The sequence below is a fragment of the Megasphaera sp. UBA4382 genome, assembly GCF_002391155.1.
Classification (GTDB): domain Bacteria; phylum Bacillota; class Negativicutes; order Veillonellales; family Megasphaeraceae; genus Megasphaera; species Megasphaera hexanoica.
The window spans coordinates 25,622-42,699 of record NZ_DGRS01000049.1; the positions used below are offsets into that span (position 1 = coordinate 25,622).

At 53.4% G+C, this 17,078-nt stretch carries 17 protein-coding genes and 1 pseudogene; 3 read left to right on the forward strand and 15 right to left on the reverse strand.

Annotated features, from left to right (window positions below; all coding sequences use genetic code 11):
• Positions 1–13: 13 nt before the first annotated feature.
• From B4H10_RS05695 to B4H10_RS05745, 11 genes are all read right to left on the reverse strand, one after another.
• Entirely contained in the window at positions 14–802 is a 789-nt protein-coding gene (locus B4H10_RS05695; protein ID WP_292017709.1) for an ABC transporter ATP-binding protein, read from the reverse strand.
• Complete coding sequence (locus B4H10_RS05700; RefSeq protein ID WP_170087633.1) at positions 799–1,815, reverse strand: FecCD family ABC transporter permease; 1,017 nt, start codon at positions 1,813–1,815, stop codon at positions 799–801. The genes B4H10_RS05695 and B4H10_RS05700 overlap by 4 nt, the downstream gene beginning before the upstream one ends.
• On the reverse strand, positions 1,812–2,777 hold the full coding sequence (locus B4H10_RS05705) for an ABC transporter substrate-binding protein (RefSeq protein ID WP_292018363.1): 966 nt from the start codon (positions 2,775–2,777) through the stop codon (positions 1,812–1,814). The genes B4H10_RS05700 and B4H10_RS05705 overlap by 4 nt, the downstream gene beginning before the upstream one ends.
• Before the next feature lie 239 nt (positions 2,778–3,016).
• Complete coding sequence (hutW, locus tag B4H10_RS05710; RefSeq protein WP_292018364.1) at positions 3,017–4,570, reverse strand: heme anaerobic degradation radical SAM methyltransferase ChuW/HutW; 1,554 nt, start codon at positions 4,568–4,570, stop codon at positions 3,017–3,019.
• A 1-nt stretch (position 4,571) separates the two neighbouring features.
• Entirely contained in the window at positions 4,572–5,090 is a 519-nt protein-coding gene (locus tag B4H10_RS05715) for a flavodoxin family protein (protein ID WP_113855478.1), read from the reverse strand.
• 64 nt (positions 5,091–5,154) lie between these two features.
• Positions 5,155–6,030 (reverse strand): energy transducer TonB, encoded by an 876-nt coding sequence (locus B4H10_RS05720; RefSeq protein ID WP_292018365.1) that lies wholly within the window; start codon positions 6,028–6,030, stop codon positions 5,155–5,157.
• Between the two features lie 3 nt (positions 6,031–6,033).
• Positions 6,034–6,438, reverse strand: coding sequence for an ExbD/TolR family protein (locus tag B4H10_RS05725; protein ID WP_292018366.1), 405 nt, complete (start codon positions 6,436–6,438; stop codon positions 6,034–6,036).
• The gene (locus B4H10_RS05730) at positions 6,438–7,061 is read right to left on the reverse strand and encodes a MotA/TolQ/ExbB proton channel family protein (protein WP_075582030.1); all 624 of its coding nucleotides are present in this window, start codon (positions 7,059–7,061) and stop codon (positions 6,438–6,440) included. Before B4H10_RS05730 ends, B4H10_RS05725 begins: the two co-directional genes overlap by 1 nt.
• A gap of 325 nt (positions 7,062–7,386) precedes the next feature.
• Positions 7,387–9,345 (reverse strand): TonB-dependent receptor plug domain-containing protein, encoded by a 1,959-nt coding sequence (locus B4H10_RS05735; protein ID WP_292018367.1) that lies wholly within the window; start codon positions 9,343–9,345, stop codon positions 7,387–7,389.
• A gap of 187 nt (positions 9,346–9,532) precedes the next feature.
• The gene (locus B4H10_RS05740; protein WP_292018368.1) at positions 9,533–10,474 is read right to left on the reverse strand and encodes a helix-turn-helix domain-containing protein; all 942 of its coding nucleotides are present in this window, start codon (positions 10,472–10,474) and stop codon (positions 9,533–9,535) included.
• Positions 10,475–10,476: 2 nt separating this feature from the next.
• On the reverse strand, positions 10,477–11,325 hold the full coding sequence (locus tag B4H10_RS05745; protein WP_292018369.1) for a pyridoxamine 5'-phosphate oxidase family protein: 849 nt from the start codon (positions 11,323–11,325) through the stop codon (positions 10,477–10,479).
• A 212-nt stretch (positions 11,326–11,537) separates the two neighbouring features.
• On the opposite strand from B4H10_RS05745, the gene B4H10_RS05750 reads away from it, so the two are divergent.
• Positions 11,538–12,026, forward strand: a complete 489-nt coding sequence (locus B4H10_RS05750; RefSeq protein WP_059075705.1) for a CBS domain-containing protein — start codon at positions 11,538–11,540, stop codon at positions 12,024–12,026.
• Positions 12,027–12,375: 349 nt separating this feature from the next.
• On the opposite strand, the gene B4H10_RS05755 is transcribed toward B4H10_RS05750, so the two are convergent.
• A complete protein-coding gene (locus tag B4H10_RS05755; RefSeq protein WP_059075704.1) occupies positions 12,376–13,743 on the reverse strand; it encodes a pyruvate carboxylase subunit B in 1,368 nt (455 codons plus the stop codon).
• A gap of 203 nt (positions 13,744–13,946) precedes the next feature.
• On the reverse strand, positions 13,947–15,044 hold the full coding sequence (locus tag B4H10_RS05760; protein ID WP_075582025.1) for a glycerol dehydrogenase: 1,098 nt from the start codon (positions 15,042–15,044) through the stop codon (positions 13,947–13,949).
• A 235-nt stretch (positions 15,045–15,279) separates the two neighbouring features.
• Between B4H10_RS05760 and B4H10_RS05765 the strand changes: the two genes are divergently transcribed.
• On the forward strand, positions 15,280–15,573 hold the full coding sequence (locus B4H10_RS05765; RefSeq protein ID WP_292018370.1) for a NifU family protein: 294 nt from the start codon (positions 15,280–15,282) through the stop codon (positions 15,571–15,573).
• Positions 15,574–15,578: 5 nt separating this feature from the next.
• Positions 15,579–15,833, forward strand: a complete 255-nt coding sequence (locus B4H10_RS05770) for a hypothetical protein (RefSeq protein WP_292018371.1) — start codon at positions 15,579–15,581, stop codon at positions 15,831–15,833.
• Positions 15,834–15,957: 124 nt separating this feature from the next.
• Here B4H10_RS05770 and B4H10_RS05775 read toward each other — a convergent pair.
• Together B4H10_RS05775 and B4H10_RS05780 are read right to left on the reverse strand one after the other, a co-directional pair.
• Positions 15,958–16,500, reverse strand: a pseudogene (locus tag B4H10_RS05775) (pyruvate:ferredoxin (flavodoxin) oxidoreductase); the annotation flags it as partial.
• A gap of 30 nt (positions 16,501–16,530) precedes the next feature.
• Positions 16,531–17,078: 4-hydroxyphenylacetate 3-hydroxylase C-terminal domain-containing protein (locus tag B4H10_RS05780; RefSeq protein WP_292018372.1), on the reverse strand; the 548-nt coding region annotated here is incomplete at its 5' end.

Below are 17,078 nucleotides of genomic sequence, written 5' to 3' on the forward strand. Positions count from 1 at the left end.
TTACCATCTCCTTTTATTTTGTAGCATAGGGAATACATACGGTATACAGGCGGTTTCCTTCCCGCACCTGGGTGACAGCAGCCTGTATCTGATACAGAGGTTCAATAATGTCTCTGGTGAATACCTCCTCTACGGGGCCGTCTACGACGATGCGGCCCTTTTTGACGGCAATGAGGCGGTGACTGTAGCGGGCAGCGTGATTCAGGTCATGGAGGACCATGACCACCATCATATGGGTCGTCTCATACAGATGGGCAATGAGTTCCATGAGATCGAGCTGATGATGGATATCGAGATACGTCGTCGGCTCGTCGAGAAGGAGGATTTCCGGTTCTTTCGCCAGAGCCAAGGACAGCCAGGCGCGCTGCCGTTCGCCGCCGGAAAGTTCGGACAGACGGTGATGCCGGAGCTCCGTCATTTCCGTTTCTTCCAGTGCCTTATCGGCCGCCCGTATATCGTCTTCGCTGAGGCTGGAAAACAATCCCTGATAGGGCAGGCGCCCCATGAGGACCAGATCGCGCACGGTCATGTCCCCCGGAGCCTGTGCCGATTGGGGCAGGAAGGAAATAATCCGGGCCAGGGCATCGGCTGAAAAGCTGTTCATATCGCGGCCATGGAGATAGACCGTTCCGGCTGATGGCAGGAGCAGACGGGCCATAGCCTTGAGAAGCGTCGATTTTCCCGACCCGTTGGGGCCGATAATCGACACGATTTCCGGTTTGTCCAGTGTCACCTGCAACTGGTCGGCAATCACCCGGGCGCCGTACTGCAGGCGCAGGTCCTTCATTTCTATACCTGTCATGCAGCTCTCATCCTCCTTTTCAATAAGTAGAGGAAAAAGGGCGCGCCGATGAAGGACATGAAAATGCCTACAGGCACTTCCATGGGGCTGAACAGCGTACGGGCTGCAATATCGGCGCCGGCTACGAGGATTGCCCCGAACAGGGCCGAGCATGGCAGCAGGGGCTCAAAATCAGAGCCCACGACCAGGCGCATGACGTGGGGCACGATGAGACCGACGAATCCCAGGAGTCCGGCGACGCTGACAGCCGATGCTGCCAGCAGGGCCGCCAGGGCGATGAGCATCGTCCGCGTCCGGTCTACGCGTACGCCCAGGGTGCGGGCCACGTCGTCGCCGAGCTGCAGGGCATTGAGCCGGCGGTACAGGCACAGCGTCCCTATGATGCCGATGACACTGTACGGCACGATCATGCGCACGCTCTGCCAGCTGGCACCGGCAAATCCGCCGGCCAGCCACGATACGGTCCCCTGCACTTTATCGGAAAAGAATACGGAAAGGGCGGTCATGCCGCCGCCAAAAAATGCAGCCACGGCGACGCCGGCCAGAACGAGGCGCAGGGGGTTGACGCCCCGTTCCCAGGCCAGCAGGAATACGACAGCCGCCGCTCCCAGCGCCCCGGCAAAGGCGGCCAGCGGCACCAGCGCCGTAAGGCTGGGCGCCAGCATCATCAGGGCCATGGCGGCCAGTCCGGCTCCGGCAGAGATGCCGATGATGCCCGGATCAGCCAGCGGATTGCGCAGGATTCCCTGGAGGATGCATCCGGACAAGGCCAAATTGGCGCCGGCCAGAGCGGCACAGATGACGCGGGGCATGCGCAGGGTATAGATAATGCGGTAGTCCTCTGTCGTTCCTGGTGCCGTAAGGGCCAGCCAGACATCCCGGACGGGAATCGTCACGGCTCCGGCCATGACGGCCAGGACGAGAATGATCAGCAGCAGTACACAGCCCAGCAGGATGACGGCCAGCCGCCGTGTCTGTCTTGTTTTGACTCTGTCGTCATATATACCAGTCATAAGGTTCCTCCTTGATACAGGCACTGGGACATATATTCCATGGCATCGGCAATGTGGCTTCCCGGATTGACCGTAAACAGACGGGCCGGAAGCTCATACACCCGCCCCTCCCGGACAGCCGTCACCTGGCTCCAGGCATCACTGTCGCTCATGGACTGACGGAACCGCTTCAGTTCGTCTGTGCTCTGTCCCATGGAAATGATGAAAATGATCTGGGGATCGTTTTTGATAACATATTCCATGCTGAGCGGCACATAAGGCCCCTGGAGGGAACTGTCCAGATCGGCAATATTAGTACCGTGGAGCCGCTTCAGCAAATCTCCGGAGAAGCTGTATGATGTAGCCATGTTATTGCTTTCCGGCGAACTGAATACGATAAGGCTCCGCGGGCTCGTCTCATGGGAAGCGGCCTCTACGACGGCATCACACCGTTTTTTGATTTCATCAGCTCTGGCGTTGGCTTCTCCTTCCTTGCCGGTCAGTTCGCCGAAAAAGCGGAGTGTTTTTTCCGTATCTTCCAGCGAATCAAGTGAATTAATATACAGTGGAATACCGTTTTGTTCCAGCGTCTGCCGTATCTGGTTGTGGAACGGCACATTGACACCGATGACCAGATCGGGCTTCAGGGACAAAATCGTTTCCATATTCGGGCTATGGATAATGCCCACAGCCGGTACGTCTTTCATGGCATCGGCCAGTTCCGGCGACATAGAATCCGACGTCGGTTTCCCTGCGATGGTATCTCTGCCACCAGCCGCATAATACAGATCCAGATTGGATACATTGAGAAAGACGACACGCTGCGGATGGACCGGTATGGTCAGTTCCTGCCCTGTCGCATCGGTAACCTGGCGGGTCTGTGCCTGTCGTGCCGTATCTTGTGGCGTCATCATGAGATAGGCCACGATTCCCAGGATGATCAGGCAGACGATGGCAATGATTCCTTTCAGTATATGTTGCAAGAAATTCCCTCCTTTGTTCATAAAATCACTATGGGACCATTGTATAAATATCGTTATCGATTGTCAATATCATTATTTTTAATTTCTAGTTTTATTACGCATTTCTAACAAATAAAGACGGCACGTTCCCAGGGAGGAGATACGACCTGACAACGTGCCGTCTTTCTATGAAAACTGCAGCGGAAAAGACTACTGTCAAGGGAAGGGAATGACTCTTCCGCTGCAATGAAGGAGGTAGCTTAGTCCATCATGTGTTTCATGACCGCCTGGATTTCATCAGGACGCAGCTGCTTCATCGTTTCTGCCATAAGCTGCATGGCCCTGATTTTATCTGTCATGCCACCGGAATGTTTTTTCATAGCCTTCATCCGGGCAACAATATCGCGGACTTTCTGTGAATCTTGTGCCGCAATGCCTTCCATAGCCAGACCGTTTTTACCTGTCAGGAGATACTGCATACATTCCAACGTCGTCTGCGTCACATTGACCTGCCAGAATTCACCGGCTGCCGTCAGTTTGCATAGGACGCCCGTATCCTGTACGAGTCCCCGCTTTTCCCATAACTGGTACAGCCAGCGCAGTCCGGCCAGTTCCGGTCTTGCCGCAGCCAGGCCATCCAGATTCAGATATCCCTGTTCGAGCTGCTGCTGGACCGTATCAACCAGATTTTGCAAATCATTTTGTTTTATTAAGGCCATGAAGGGTTTCTGCCCATGTTCTATCATTGCTTCATAGGGCAGGAGCGAACGGTGCAGCATTGTCGAATAGCCATCAATATGGCCACCGGCACCGCTTCCAAAAGGAAACATGGCGGAATGGCTGCGGGCCAGGCAGTTGTACAGGCTCCGTTCCCGGTTGCTGCAGCTCCAGTGACAGATGTTCAGCCGTTTCCAGGCGTGACGGTCCATATAATCCCTGGCCAGAGCAAAGAGATGTGCTTCCTCTTCTGTCGTCGCGGCTGGGGGAAGGCGGCCGCTTTCGATAGCCCGGCTGAGGTCACTGTCTTCAAAGACATTGAGCTGATACAAGTCCGCGCCATCGACACCGGATGCAACCAGGGCATCGAGGTCTTCTTTCCATACCCGTTCTGTCTGACCGGGCAGGCCATAGATGAGGTCGATGACCACGGCGCATTGTTCATACGCTTTGAGGGCCGCCAGATTCTTCAGGACCGTATCCTGGTCATCGAGGCGTCCCACCTGACGCCGTATCTGCGTGTGGAAGGACTGTACGCCCAGAGACACGCGGTTGACGCCACATCGGAGCCATGTTTCCATTTTCTCCGGCACCAGATCGTGGATACGGCCTTCCAGTGTCAGTTCATAATCGTTGGCCAGAGGCAGGCAGCGCCGGATAGTCTGCAGCAGCCGCCGCGCATTGGCAGCCGACAGGGACGTCGGCGTACCGCCACCGATGAAGACGGCGTGAATGAGTCCGTCCCGCAGCCGCGGCTGGTCCGCTGCCATTTCCAGTTCCTGTACGAGGCAGTCGATATAGTGGTCTTCTTCGTCCTGATTGGTCCCATTCTGGAAAAAGCCGCAGTAGAGACATTTGGTCTTGCAGAACGGGATATGGATATACGCCGTCTGCAGCCGGGTCCGGTCCGGGCGCTGTGCCATCAGGCGCTGCCATATATCCTGGGCCTGATCTGCCGGCAGCACCTGTCCCTGCAGTCCCGCATGAACGACACGCTTGCGGGGGAAAGCCCCCGTAAGCGGATCTGCTGTCTCTACTCCGAATTGCAGGGCCCGTTCCTCTACCGACAAGGATTGATAATACGTTTCCAGATTCATGTCATCCCTCCGTTATGCGGCGGTACACATCCCGGGCAAACGCTGCCGCCTGACTGAGATCGGCCGCATCAGGGTGTTTTGCCGCTTCTGCATGAAGTGCGTCCCGCTCCGGAGACCGTCCGTGGGGCGACCCGGCAGGAAATTTCTTGTACATCATTTCAATCACTTTCGGATCGACGGCTCCCTGGCAGATAAAGGTCCCGTCTGCCGATTTTCCGTCCGGCAGGAGCGCTTCAGCCTGTTTCAGGCTGCTGGCAGCATGCTCCGACTTAGGATTGGCACCCAGGGTAGCAAAGAGACATATGTGGTCATTTTTCAGAGTGCGGATGACATCCTGCGCCTCCTGATTGGCCGTACCGCGGTCCACCCAGAACCCCAGGAATACGCAGTCGTACGCCGTCAGATCCGGTTCATCTGCCAACGGCTGGCAGGGCGTGCCCGGCGGAAGAGCCGCCGCTATGGCTTCGGCCACTTTTTTGGTATTTCCCGTACGGGTAGAATATACTACGATTGTTTTCATTCGTCTCACCTCATTAATACTAGATAGCTTATGTAACGGTATATCATCTGCGTGTCTGTATCGCCTAATTCAGGCGGAAATTTACATTTGTCGTGATAGTCACGGTGCTGCCCGTGGGATTGGGATAGGGGCAGGAGGCATAGGCCGCACGGACGGCAGCATCATCGAGCAGACTCTGCCCGGAACTGCCTGCAACAGATACGCCCAGGCAATTTCCACCAGCATCGAGGGTCGTCTGAATGGTGACAGTTCCCTGCAGATTCCGTTTGACTGCCATGAGCGGATAATTTTTATTGGCATTGACCGCCGCCTGCCAGCCATCGATATCGAACGGTCCCGTTCCTGTACCCGGGGTCTGGCTGTTGCCGCTTCCCTGTCCATCACCAGAGCCATCGCCATATCCCTGGCCGTCGCCGGTCCCATCTCCGGCGCCATCACCGATGCCACTGCCGATGCCACTGCCGTCACCGGTTCCCGTGCCGCTTCCCGTTCCTTCGCCGCTGCCACTGCTGCCGCCGGCAGGAGAATCCCCCCCGTTTCCGGCGTCTGCAGCTGGCGCAGAAGGTGGAGCCGGTGCTGCAGTCTGCGGAGCTGCATCCTGCCGCGGCACGTCGGCTGCCGGTGTCACAGCCGGTACGGCAGCAGGAGTCTGGGGACGCAGGGCCGATTGATTCTCTGTGACTGCTTCCACTCGTTTTTCCATGTCTGCAGCCGACAGTTTATCCGGGAAAAGAGTCTGACCCGCACTGCCACCTCCGCCACCGCCGGCATGGCCGCTACCCTGGCTTTGCGGTTCCGACGAATCGAGATCGATGACGACCATCTTCGGTTCATGATGGATAACGGCTCCGGCGCACAGCAAAACAAATACGGCAGCGACGACTACATGTACGGCCAGGGAAATAGTATATGCTTTTTTCCATGTCATGATCCGTGTCATGTATTATCCCTTCTGTTCTGCCGCGATAGCCAGCCGTTTCACGCCGGCTCCTTTCAGCATATCCATGACGGCTACGACCTGTCCATGTGCCGTCTGCTTGTCTGCCTGGAGAATAACGGCAGCGTTAGCATTTTCCGTCATGTGCTGTTTCATCAGCTGCGACGCTTCATCAATGGTAACAGGTTTATTGTCCAGTGTAATATGGCCTTCCTTGTCCAGGGTCAGAATGATGGGCATCTGCACAGGGGCACTGGCACTCTGCGCCTGGGGCAGATGCACGGACAGTGCTTTCTGGGCCACAGTCTGCAGGCTGTTCATCATAAAGAAGACGAGAAGGAAAAAGATAATATCTATCATGGGGATAATCATGAAAATAGGTTTCTTTTTCATGCGCATATCTTGAAACATCAGGCTCTCCCCCAGCTTTCTTTCTTGGCATTCAGGACATCGGCGCACAGGCCTTCCGTATCGGTCACGATGACATCGAGCTGATGGCTGAAATAGGTATAGACGCAGAACGCCAGGATAGCCACGCACAACCCGCTGGCCGTCGCTACCAGTGCTTCCCCGACGCCACCGGTAATAGCTGCGGCACCGGCACCGTTATCGAGGATACTGAAGGTATTGATCATTCCCGTTACGGTTCCCAGCAGCCCCAGGAGCGGGGCGATGGTGACGATGGCGCTGAGATAATCGAGATAGCGGCGGAACCCGACGGCTTCTGCTGCCATGCGTTCCATAAAGGCATGACGCATGGCTTTTTCATTCTGATCATTGCGCAGGCCCTGTTCTACGACGCGGCTGATCGCCGTGGGAAAACTCTGGCAGATTTCACCGGCCATATCCCATTGCTGATGGGCCGCCGCATGGCGGACACCAGTAAAGAACTTCTTCGACTGGCGGCGGTTCTTTTTATAATAGGAAAACCGTTCGACGGCAATGGCCACCGTAATCAGCGATAAGAGCAGCAGGGGATACATGACGATGCCACCACTATGAAACAAATGCAAAAAATAAGAAAACCCTTCCATTACTTCCACTCCTTCTGTAATCCATACCGTATTCAGGCGTAGTACTACCTCTGCATATCAGCAGAACAAAAAAGAAACGACCGATACAAATCCCAGCCACAAGGCCACTGTATATCCCAGGCATTCCCAGGTTCCGTCCCGGACTACTTCTCCTCTGATTTTGTGCATAAGGTCCTCCTTTTAATATCGATAGTAATTATCACCTGTAATCATGATATCAAATCTCAACAATATTTTCTACTCCAATTAGTCATCGGCTGCTCCAATCGGACATTTTCTTTTCCCTGTCCACGGATTTTTCCAGGCCGGTTACGGCGTACCCTTTTTAGAACCGGTATTCCATGCCGGTACGCCAGATGCGCCCGTCCAGATAAATTTCATCTATTTTCTTATCGAAAATATTATCTACGCCGGCAAACAGGCGGAACCGGTCATTGAATTTGCGGTTTACGACAAAATTCAGGGTGTTATAGGTATACTTGTCATTAGAATCGCTTTCATAATAGTTGTTGACCCACTGTTCCCAGATGGTGAAATTATATCCGCTGGTCTTATGATCATCATAGGTAAGCTGCAGTGTCGTGATGTTATCGGCTATGCCATCCACGCCGTGAGCTGACGAAGCCGCTGACGCCGACTTATTGCTGGCACTCGTCCAGTTGCTCGTCGCCTTGATATCCCAGCGTTTGGACAGATTCCGCCCCAGGGTCAGTTCGATGCCGTGGGTCTTGGTCGTGCCGTCGATGTTGTAATACTCGCTCACGCCGCGCATACCACTGACACTATGGGTGGAAATCATATTGTCGATAGTATTGTGGAAATAGGTCACCTTGCCAAAGGTCTTCCCCCATTCGCCTTCATAGCTGACGTCCCAGTTCGTCGATTCTTCCGGCTGGAGATCCGGATTGCCCATGGTCAGGACGCCCATGTGGGTGTAGTCCATATACAATTCACTGACCGTCGGGGCCTTGAATCCTTTGCCCCAGTTGGCTTTGAACCGGTTGTTGTCATTGAGAAGATACGTCACGCCCAGATGCGGTGTCGTCTTGCTGCCGAATTCACTGTGCTTGTCATAGCGGACGGCAGGGATGATGATCCACTTGTTCCCAGCCAGCCATTCATCCTGGATATAAGCGGCATAGGTATTGACGTCTTTGCCATTGTCGCCGCTTTTGCCGAAATTGACCCCTTCGACGAGATAGCGGTCATATTCCGTGCCATAGGTCAGAGTATGACTGCCGTTGATTTTATGGCTGTTCTTGGCTTCAATGCCCCAGACAGAGTAGGTATTGGTTTCCCCCGTTTCTTTTGCCAGGGCCGTATAGGGCAGGAACCGGAATTTATCCATCTTGCTGTAGAATGTGCGGATCATATAATCATCTTTTTTATTCTTCCCCGTCAGGCTCAGGCTGGCATCGCGCCGTTCCGTTTCCAGTTTGGCATCCTGCAGACGGATGATACCGCCCCAGGCACCGGTATTGTATTCCTTGTGGCTCCAGTCGCCGGTCAGCTTGTCTTTATAATATCCCAGGTCGAGATTTAAATTCTTATCCTTGCCCAGTTCATAGGTCCCGCTGAAGCGATAATTCTGTTTGGGCCCCTGCAGGTTTTTGATGGGCAGTCCCGATACGTTATGTTCCGTCCACTGGCGGTCTTTAGAGAAATCCATATCAAAAACGCCGCTGAATTTCCCCTGTTTCCCCAGGTCGATATGATAATAGTTCTGCATATTCGTCGTACCGGTCGTAGCCCCTACAGTGACCGACGGTTTTCCTGTCGATTTCTTGGTGATGATATTGATGACGCCGGCCAGCGCATCGGAGCCATACTGGGCAGAAGCGGCGCCGCGGACGATTTCAATGCGTTCAATCGTATTGACGTTGATCCGGTCCAAGGCCAGCAGATTCTGTGTCGTAGCCGTATCTTCAATGGCCGTGCGCTGGCCGTTGATGAGGATCAGCGTCTGATTGCTGGCCATGCCGCGCATGGAAACGCGGTGGCCGAACCCGGTGCTCGTGTTCATGATCTGTATATTATCTGCCAGTCGCAAAGCCGAGTAGACATCGGTAGCACCCAGTTTCCGGATGTCTTCTGCCGTAATGACTTCTACCGTATTTGGGACCGTCTTTACTTCGGCTTCTGTACGGGTAGCCGTAACGACGACGTCTTTGCTGAGCAGGTTCTGCGTATCTGCCTGTGCCGTACCAGCAGCTGCCGCATAGGCCGGCATGGCCATCGCAGCCAGAATAATGCCTGTCATATATGATTTGTACTGATGATTCATGTTCCTATACACCCCTCTGTTATTTTATGATATTAATAATCAATAACGATAAAATAATACCATAAAACAAATAAGTATGCCACTCCAATCGGACATTTCCGGCTCCATTTGGACATTTTTCGCAAAAAAAAGAGAGACTATCTCATAGAGACAGCCTCTCCAGGCACATCATCATCGTGCCTGATAGTTATGACTTATGTTTCTGCCGGTACACGCTGGGCGTAAGGCCCGTAAATTTCTGAAAGGCCTTGGCAAATTTGCTGCTGTTTTCATATCCGACACGGGCTGCGATTTCCATAATGCTTTCTTCCCCTTCAACAAGCTGGCGCGCGGCCTCACTGACGCGGTATTCCTGCATGTACTGAAATATGGTCTTACCGTACATTTCTTTAAAGCACCGTTTCAGTGTCGTTGCAGCCAGACCGCCACGCTGTGCCAGTTCGTTGATGGTCAGGTGTTCTTTCACATGCTGGGTCAGCAGGAAATGGACTGCTTTGACGGCATCAGCCTGTTTTTTATTGAGCTGTATCTGGTTCTGCTTCTGCACCGGTTCCAGTGTAGTGAGAAACAGCAGGATTTCCATCACCTTCAGGCGCAGATACCGCTTCCGAATCTGTTCCGGCACGTGATACAGTTCATAAAACAAATGGCGCATGGATGTATTTTCTTCAAGAATCATACCAAAGCGGCTGTGATAGCAGAACCGGCTGCACAAACCGGACAAGTCCAGCGAATCATCGGTCAGCAGCCGGTCCAGTACGGGCTGGGCTTCCGGGACGTGGACGATCAGGGATACGCCATGATAGTGGGATGACGGGAAAAAGGCATTGTGGCAGTAACCGGCACTGTCCCGCCAGCCGATGGACATATCGCCCTTTCCCATATACAGGTATTCCCCGTTCTGGAAATGGCACTCGATCCGGCCCTTTTCACAATGATTGATGGCAAATACGTCCGGTCTGGGCCGTGCGGGGAAGGTGACGTTCTGCACATGGGATGTAATGTATTGCAGGGTAATTCCGGGGTATACGATATAAGCTGCAATGCGCAGCTTGCCGGACGCACTTTCCATAAGAGTCAGATTATCGTCTTCCATCTGTCTGATTTGTAATGCCTCTTTCCATTTCATGACTACCGCCTCTTTTCCGTTTCATCGTGCCACCGGTAATACTGCCGTGGTGCCCCTTTCCGTCCGGTAAACCCATGCCAGAGAAATTCCACCTGTTCCAGCGTAATCACCAGGGCATGCAGCACGACAGGCATCTTTTCCACCTGTTCCAGCGTCAGATGGCGTACCGCCAGAGCCTGCTCGTACTCCGCATCACCCGGGCCGTACCAGCTGGCCGTTCCGGTGAGCTGCATCCCCGCAAGGTCCGACAGGCCGGTGAACGGGTCGTATACACTGAGACTGACATGACGGTTCCGGTAGAGATTGGCAAACTTCATCCCACCTTCAGTGAAGAGATACATCGTTCCGTCCCGGTACACATACTCGATAGGAGTGCAGCGCACGCTGGTACCGCTTCCCGTCGCCAGTGACGCCGTATTGTGACTGGTCAGGAACTGCTCCACTGCCTGACGTACGCCTTCATCGGGAAGACTTCCCGTTTCATCCAGCCACTCACGGCGCAGCTGGCAGGCGATGGCAATGACATCATCGGGAAAAGACTCCCGGTCTGCAGGCAGTACCATTTCCAGTGGGATGCCGTCACGGTGAGCCTGCTGATGGAATCGTGCCGCCTCTGCCCGGTTTCCCAGCAGGACCGCAGCCAGATGAGAGGCATGCCAGGAATATCCCGCCAGAGCAGAACGCAGAGACGAGCTGTCCGATGTCACAAACAAGACGGCCCCATACCGGGCGGCCAGGGAAGGAGAAACGTGCTGCCACGACAGATAGCGGCACATGCCAAGGACCCGGGCAAGACATATCGCCATTTCTTTAGTCCGTTCCCGGTCATCGTATACTATCAGGGTATTCACTCGTATCGCATCCTTTATATGAAATTGAATATTATTAGCAATAATATTGTAGCAGAAATCCCTCCATTTGAAAAGATGATTTCTCCCATCCATCCCATCCTGCACCGGCCTGTACGGCCACGAGCCAGTTTTTCTGCCATACCAGTGCAAACGTGCTATAATAAGGATAGACAAAGGGAGCTGATGCGTTTACACCAAAGGAGCTGATTGCTATGACAAAAACAGCAGCAGATATTATGGAAAAAAATGTCATCACAGCTAAAAAAGATACGACGATTTTCGATCTCGTCGATATGTTTGTCGAACATAACATTTCGGCCATCCCCGTCGTAGACGACGACAACACGGTCATCGGTATTGTCACCGACGCGGACCTCCTGTACAAGGAAGTCAAGCCCCATGTTCCACAGTATGTCAATCTCCTGGGGGCCAATATCTACTATGGCAACCTCAAAGAATACGAACAGGGATTCAAGAAGCTGTTCGCCTGCACAGCGGGACAGCTCATGACCAAAAAAGTCGTCATGGCCGGCCCGGATGCCACCATGGAGGACCTGGCCAGCGTCATGGTCGCCGAACACCTGAAATCCATCCCTATCGTCAAGGATAAAAAGCTGCTCGGCCTGGTCGAACGGAAATGTATCTTGAAACAACTCTATACCGAATACGGGGAAGACGATCCGGAACCACAGACCACCTGACAGGATACGTCCACTGCATAAGACAGAGACTGCCGCTTCCACAGCAAATTCCTGACGGACTACCTCTTCCACGAGAACGGTATAACTCATATTTTCCCTCTCCCTTTTTTCTGATTTCTATCACAACGTTCTTAATCCGCGTATTGCCATCTCATATGCTTACTTTATATACATATAGAATTCCAACATATGATTTCACTTCATTATACGATGTAGCAAAAACAGGATTAATGAAATCTATATAATACGTCCCATAGACGGAAAAAATACACATGATCTACTCTATACATAAAAATAAAGCATCCATAAACCGCCGGGTTTATGGATGCTTTGGTTTTTATGTTCTCACTCAGGCTTTTTCCTGGGTCTGTTTCTTTTTGTGGCTCTTGAAAAACGGCAGGGCTACTTCCGGGAAGAGGGTATAGCTCAGGACGTCTTCCGGGCTGGCATCGGGGAATCCTTCTTTAGCCAGTTCTTCTTTGGCTTTGCCCAGTTCCGGTTCCAGGTCGTCGGCCGGGCGGTGGTCGATGACGGGTTCGTCGCCGATGCACATTTTGCGGAATTCTTCGGAGATGGTACCCGGTACACGGCCGTATTTGCCGCGGACGATGTCGCGGACTTCGTTGGTAATGATTTTATAGCGGCCGAAGAGTACGTTCAGTGCGGCCGCCGAGCCGGTAATCTGGCTGGTCGGTGTGACCAGTGGCGGATAGCCCAGGTCGCGGCGGACATTCGGCATTTCGGCCAGTACGTCGTCAAATCGGTCTTCCGCACCCTGGTTCTTGAGCTGGTTGTACAGGTTGGTCAGCATGCCGCCGGGGATCTGGTATTTGCGGACAGCCGGATTAATCTGGGCCGGCATGGTCAGTTTGAATTCGTCGGCCAGTTCCTTGCGGACTTGTTTGAAGTGTTCCGTCAGGGGCCATAATTTTTCGATATCGATACCGGAATCGTAGATACTCCCCTGGAGGGCCATGACCATTGTTTCCGTGGCCGGCTGGCTGGTGATTTCCCCAAAGGGGGACAGGGCCGTATCGATGATATCGACGCCGGCTTCGATGGCCTTGAGATAGGTCATTTCTCCAAAGCCGCAGGTGCAGTGCGTATGCAGTTCGATGGGCACGCGGAGGTGCTTTTTCAGCATGCGTACCAGGTTGTAGGCATCATACGGGGCCAGAAGACCCGACATATCTTTGATGCAGACCGAATCGACGCCCATGTCTTCCAGTTCGCCGGCTACGCGGGTAAACGATTCCAGCGTGTGGATAGGACTGATAGTGTAGACCAATGTTCCCTGCACATGGACGGACTTCGTGTCTTTGGCCGCCTTGATGGCTGCTTCCATGTTGCGCGGATCGTTGAGGGCATCGAATACGCGGATGATGTCTATGCCGTTATCAACGGCACGATTGACGAATTCGTATACGACATCATCGGCATAATGGCGGTATCCCAGGATGTTCTGTCCCCGGAACAGCATCTGCAGAGGCGTCTTTTTGACGTATTTCTTGATGGTCCGCAACCGTTCCCACGGGTCTTCATCGAGGAAGCGCATGCACGTATCAAAGGTAGCGCCGCCCCAGCATTCCAGGGCATTATAGCCGATGTCATCCATTGCTTCCAGCACGGGCAGCATCTGCCTGAGGCGCATTCGTGTCGCCGCTATGGACTGATGCCCGTCGCGGAGCACTGTTTCTGTAATTTTTACTTGAGCCATTCTATATCCTCCATCTGGTTTCATCCTATAAAATCTAGTACTATTACGTGGTACTAAAGACATATACAGGTATTATACCATATTTGGCTGCAATAAGACAGACTCCCCTTACGTGTATAGACAAAAAGAACATTCCCTCATGATTTATATGCATGAAGGAAATGTTCTTTTCCTTATCCTGTCAGTTTCAGTGCTGCAGGAATTTATTTGGCAGCGCCGGCTTTATCGGCAGCCAGGATGGCTTCATAGACTTCATCGGCAGTGATGTCGGCGCGGACGTTTTTGGTGAATTCTTTCGGCGATGCGGCGATTTTAGCAGCCCGGCGGATGTCGGCTTCGACAAATTCCGTTACGCCCAGATCAGCCAGTGTGGACGGCAGGCCGACGGCGTGGATATAGTCGAGGACGGTATTCCATTCTTCTTCCGGAGCTTTTTCGAGGATGAGCTGGGCGATGAGGCCAAAGGCGACTTTTTCGCCGTGGGACGTGCCGTTGGCATGAATCTGCGGTACGGCACCGAGGCCGTCATTGATGGCATGGGCAGCAGCCAGACCGCCGCAGATAGCGCCGAATCCGCTGAGGTAAATGCAGGCTTCGACGACGTTTTCCAGGTCTTCGTTCACTTCGTTGCGGTCTACCGCTTCCAGAGCCTTGGCGGAATGTTCGAGGAGGAGGTCATAGCAGAGCTTGGCCATAGCCAGTGACGTGTGGGAGCAGTTGCCCCGTGCCATGGTGCGGGCACCGGTACGCCAGCAGGCGCGGGCTTCAAAATACGTAGCCAGGGCATCGCCCATGCCGGATACGAGGAATTTGCGCGGTGCCTGGGCAATGACGCCCGTATCGACGAGAACGACGTCGGGGTTGCGGACCATATTGATGACTTTGACGACGACGCCTTCTTCATTGTAGACGACGGAAAGGCCGGCACAGGGTGCATCGTTGGATGCGATGGTCGGGATGATGACACAGGGGATGCCGCCCATTTTGGTTGCCACGGCTTTGGCCGTATCGATAGCCGTGCCGCCGCCGGCACCGATGACGATGTCACAGCCGGCAGCCGTTCCGTCGGCTACGGCCTTTTCGATGGCTTCCATGGTGCACTGGTTGTGGAATTCGGAATAGACCATTTCCTTTTCTACACTCTTCAATGCCGTTTCGATGCGGTCGCCAATACGCTGTTTATTATTGGGGGAACAGATGAGCAAGAATTTATTGCCCAGTTTTTTTACGAATTTTCCCAGGTTATCGAGTTCACCTGCGCCCTGAATATACTGTCCTACGTCTCTGAGTACTACTGCCATTGTACGTAAACCTCCTTGATACTATGCCTTTGCATAAAAATAATACCTTCTCATACAGACGATTTTACCATAGAATGAGAAGAAAAGGAAGATTTTTATACGAATTTACGTATGAATTTGTATATTCGTATTTTTCATAGAATCCATGGAGCGTTTCATTTTGACATTCTCTGCCCGGCATTATACAATAAGACATATATTCATTATTATATGCATGGAAATGGAGGCCTTTTGTATGGCTATTACGACACAGGATATAGAACAGGTACTGGAACGGGACATCCGCCCCATTCTGGCATCGCACCACGGCAATGTAGTACTGCAGGATTTTACGGACGGCAAAGTGTACATCCGCCTGACCGGCATGTGCAGCGGCTGCCCATCGGCGACGATTACAACGGAAGAAATCGTTGCGGAACGGCTGAAAGCGGTGTTCCCGGAAATCGAAGATATCATCCTCGACACGAGCGTGAGTGATGACCTCATCGCCCAGGCAAAGGCCATTCTCAGCCAGCATCATACAAGGTGACGGCTATGGTTATCGGCATCAAGTACTGCGGTGGCTGCAACAGCACGTACGACCGGGCGCAGGAAGTACAGCGCCTCATGGGAGATTTCCCCGGCCATGCCTGGGTCTATGCGGCCCACGGCGCCCGTCAGGCGGATTACTGGCTTATCGTCTGCGGCTGCCCCTGTATCTGCGCCAATACAGAAGGACTCGAAGCACAAAAGGGCATCAGGACGCTGCAGTGTCCCGACGATTTTACGGCTGTCCGCTCCCTGTTATAACGCTGCCTGCATCTCATATACGGCAGCAGACAAAACGAAACGAACCTGGTCCCACTTAGGAGGACCAGGTTCGTTTCGTTTTTAGTGAAGGATTGGTATTGTATGAGAAGTAAGAGGATAGCTCTTACAAGGCCGCTAATTTCTTATACGTTTCCCGCCGTTCCCGTGCGTCATCTTCAGCCTGCTGCAGGAGCTGCGGTGCCGTATCGGGGAATTTCTGGATCAGGGAAGCATAGCGTACTTCGCCTCTGATGAAATCCTGGAAGCTTTCTGTCGGTTCTTTCGAATCGCGGTGGAACGGATTTTCTCCCTGTTCCTTGAGTTCCGGATTGTACCGGTAGAGGGACCAGTAGCCCGATTCGACGGCTCGTTTAGCTTCCAGCTGTGTCTTGGCCATGCCTGCTTTGATTCCATGGTTGGAGCACGGTGCATAGGCGATGATCAGGCTCGGGCCGTGGTAGGCTTCACGGATGGCTTTCAGTGTCTGCTGCTTGTCGGCACCCATAGCGATCTGGGCGACATATACATAACCGTAGGACATGGCCATGAGACCCAGGTCTTTTTTGCGGACCCGCTTGCCGGCCGAGGCAAATTTGGCAATAGCTGCCGTCGGCGTCGATTTGGACGACTGGCCGCCCGTATTGGAGTACACTTCCTTTACCATGATGTAGTTCTCCCCTTACATATTCGTCATGTACTATTCTTCAATATGGGCAATCTTCTTAGCCAGTTCTTTCTTCATTTCCAGGTTCCCCTGACGGGAAATCATGATGCGCTGTGCCTGCGGGCTGCCGGCACCGTGCATGGATTCTGTCCGGTAGCCGACGGCGGCCGTGCCCAGGCAGAGGTTTTCGATGAGACGCAGGACTTTCAGGCGGTTTTCCGTCGATACGGACGATACGCCTTTGAGGTATTTATCGACATACGGCCCGATTTTCGGATCCCGCAAGTCGATTTCCGACGGCGCCGTGACGACCAGGCCGCCAGCAATATCTTCGGCCAGGCGGACGATTTCATAGGGAAAACGGGTGACGTTCTGCTTGCACACGTTGGCCAGCAGCAGGTCGATGAGGTAGTTGCCCGATTTCGTCGGTTTGCCCAGGGCCGAGCAGGCGATGCCGCAGCCGAAGAGCGTTTCGTTCAGGTGCTGCATTTCGATAATCTTGTCTTTGATGTGCGATGCCTTGGCACAACCGTTATAATCGGCTGCCAGGGCCGCAGCCCCGATGAGGACGTCGCCTACGC

Coding starts and splice junctions, on each gene's coding strand:
- B4H10_RS05695 (WP_292017709.1), bottom strand. CDS start 802: ATGACAGGTATAGAAATGAAGGACCTGCGCCTGCAGTACGGCGCCCGG.
- B4H10_RS05700 (WP_170087633.1), bottom strand. CDS start 1,815: ATGACTGGTATATATGACGACAGAGTCAAAACAAGACAGACACGGCGG.
- hutW (WP_292018364.1), bottom strand. CDS start 4,570: ATGAATCTGGAAACGTATTATCAATCCTTGTCGGTAGAGGAACGGGCC.
- B4H10_RS05715 (WP_113855478.1), bottom strand. CDS start 5,090: ATGAAAACAATCGTAGTATATTCTACCCGTACGGGAAATACCAAAAAA.
- B4H10_RS05720 (WP_292018365.1), bottom strand. CDS start 6,030: ATGACACGGATCATGACATGGAAAAAAGCATATACTATTTCCCTGGCC.
- B4H10_RS05725 (WP_292018366.1), bottom strand. CDS start 6,438: ATGTTTCAAGATATGCGCATGAAAAAGAAACCTATTTTCATGATTATC.
- B4H10_RS05730 (WP_075582030.1), bottom strand. CDS start 7,061: ATGGAAGGGTTTTCTTATTTTTTGCATTTGTTTCATAGTGGTGGCATC.
- B4H10_RS05735 (WP_292018367.1), bottom strand. CDS start 9,345: ATGAATCATCAGTACAAATCATATATGACAGGCATTATTCTGGCTGCG.
- B4H10_RS05740 (WP_292018368.1), bottom strand. CDS start 10,474: ATGAAATGGAAAGAGGCATTACAAATCAGACAGATGGAAGACGATAAT.
- B4H10_RS05750 (WP_059075705.1), top strand. CDS start 11,538: ATGACAAAAACAGCAGCAGATATTATGGAAAAAAATGTCATCACAGCT.
- B4H10_RS05755 (WP_059075704.1), bottom strand. CDS start 13,743: ATGGCTCAAGTAAAAATTACAGAAACAGTGCTCCGCGACGGGCATCAG.
- B4H10_RS05760 (WP_075582025.1), bottom strand. CDS start 15,044: ATGGCAGTAGTACTCAGAGACGTAGGACAGTATATTCAGGGCGCAGGT.
- B4H10_RS05765 (WP_292018370.1), top strand. CDS start 15,280: ATGGCTATTACGACACAGGATATAGAACAGGTACTGGAACGGGACATC.
- B4H10_RS05770 (WP_292018371.1), top strand. CDS start 15,579: ATGGTTATCGGCATCAAGTACTGCGGTGGCTGCAACAGCACGTACGAC.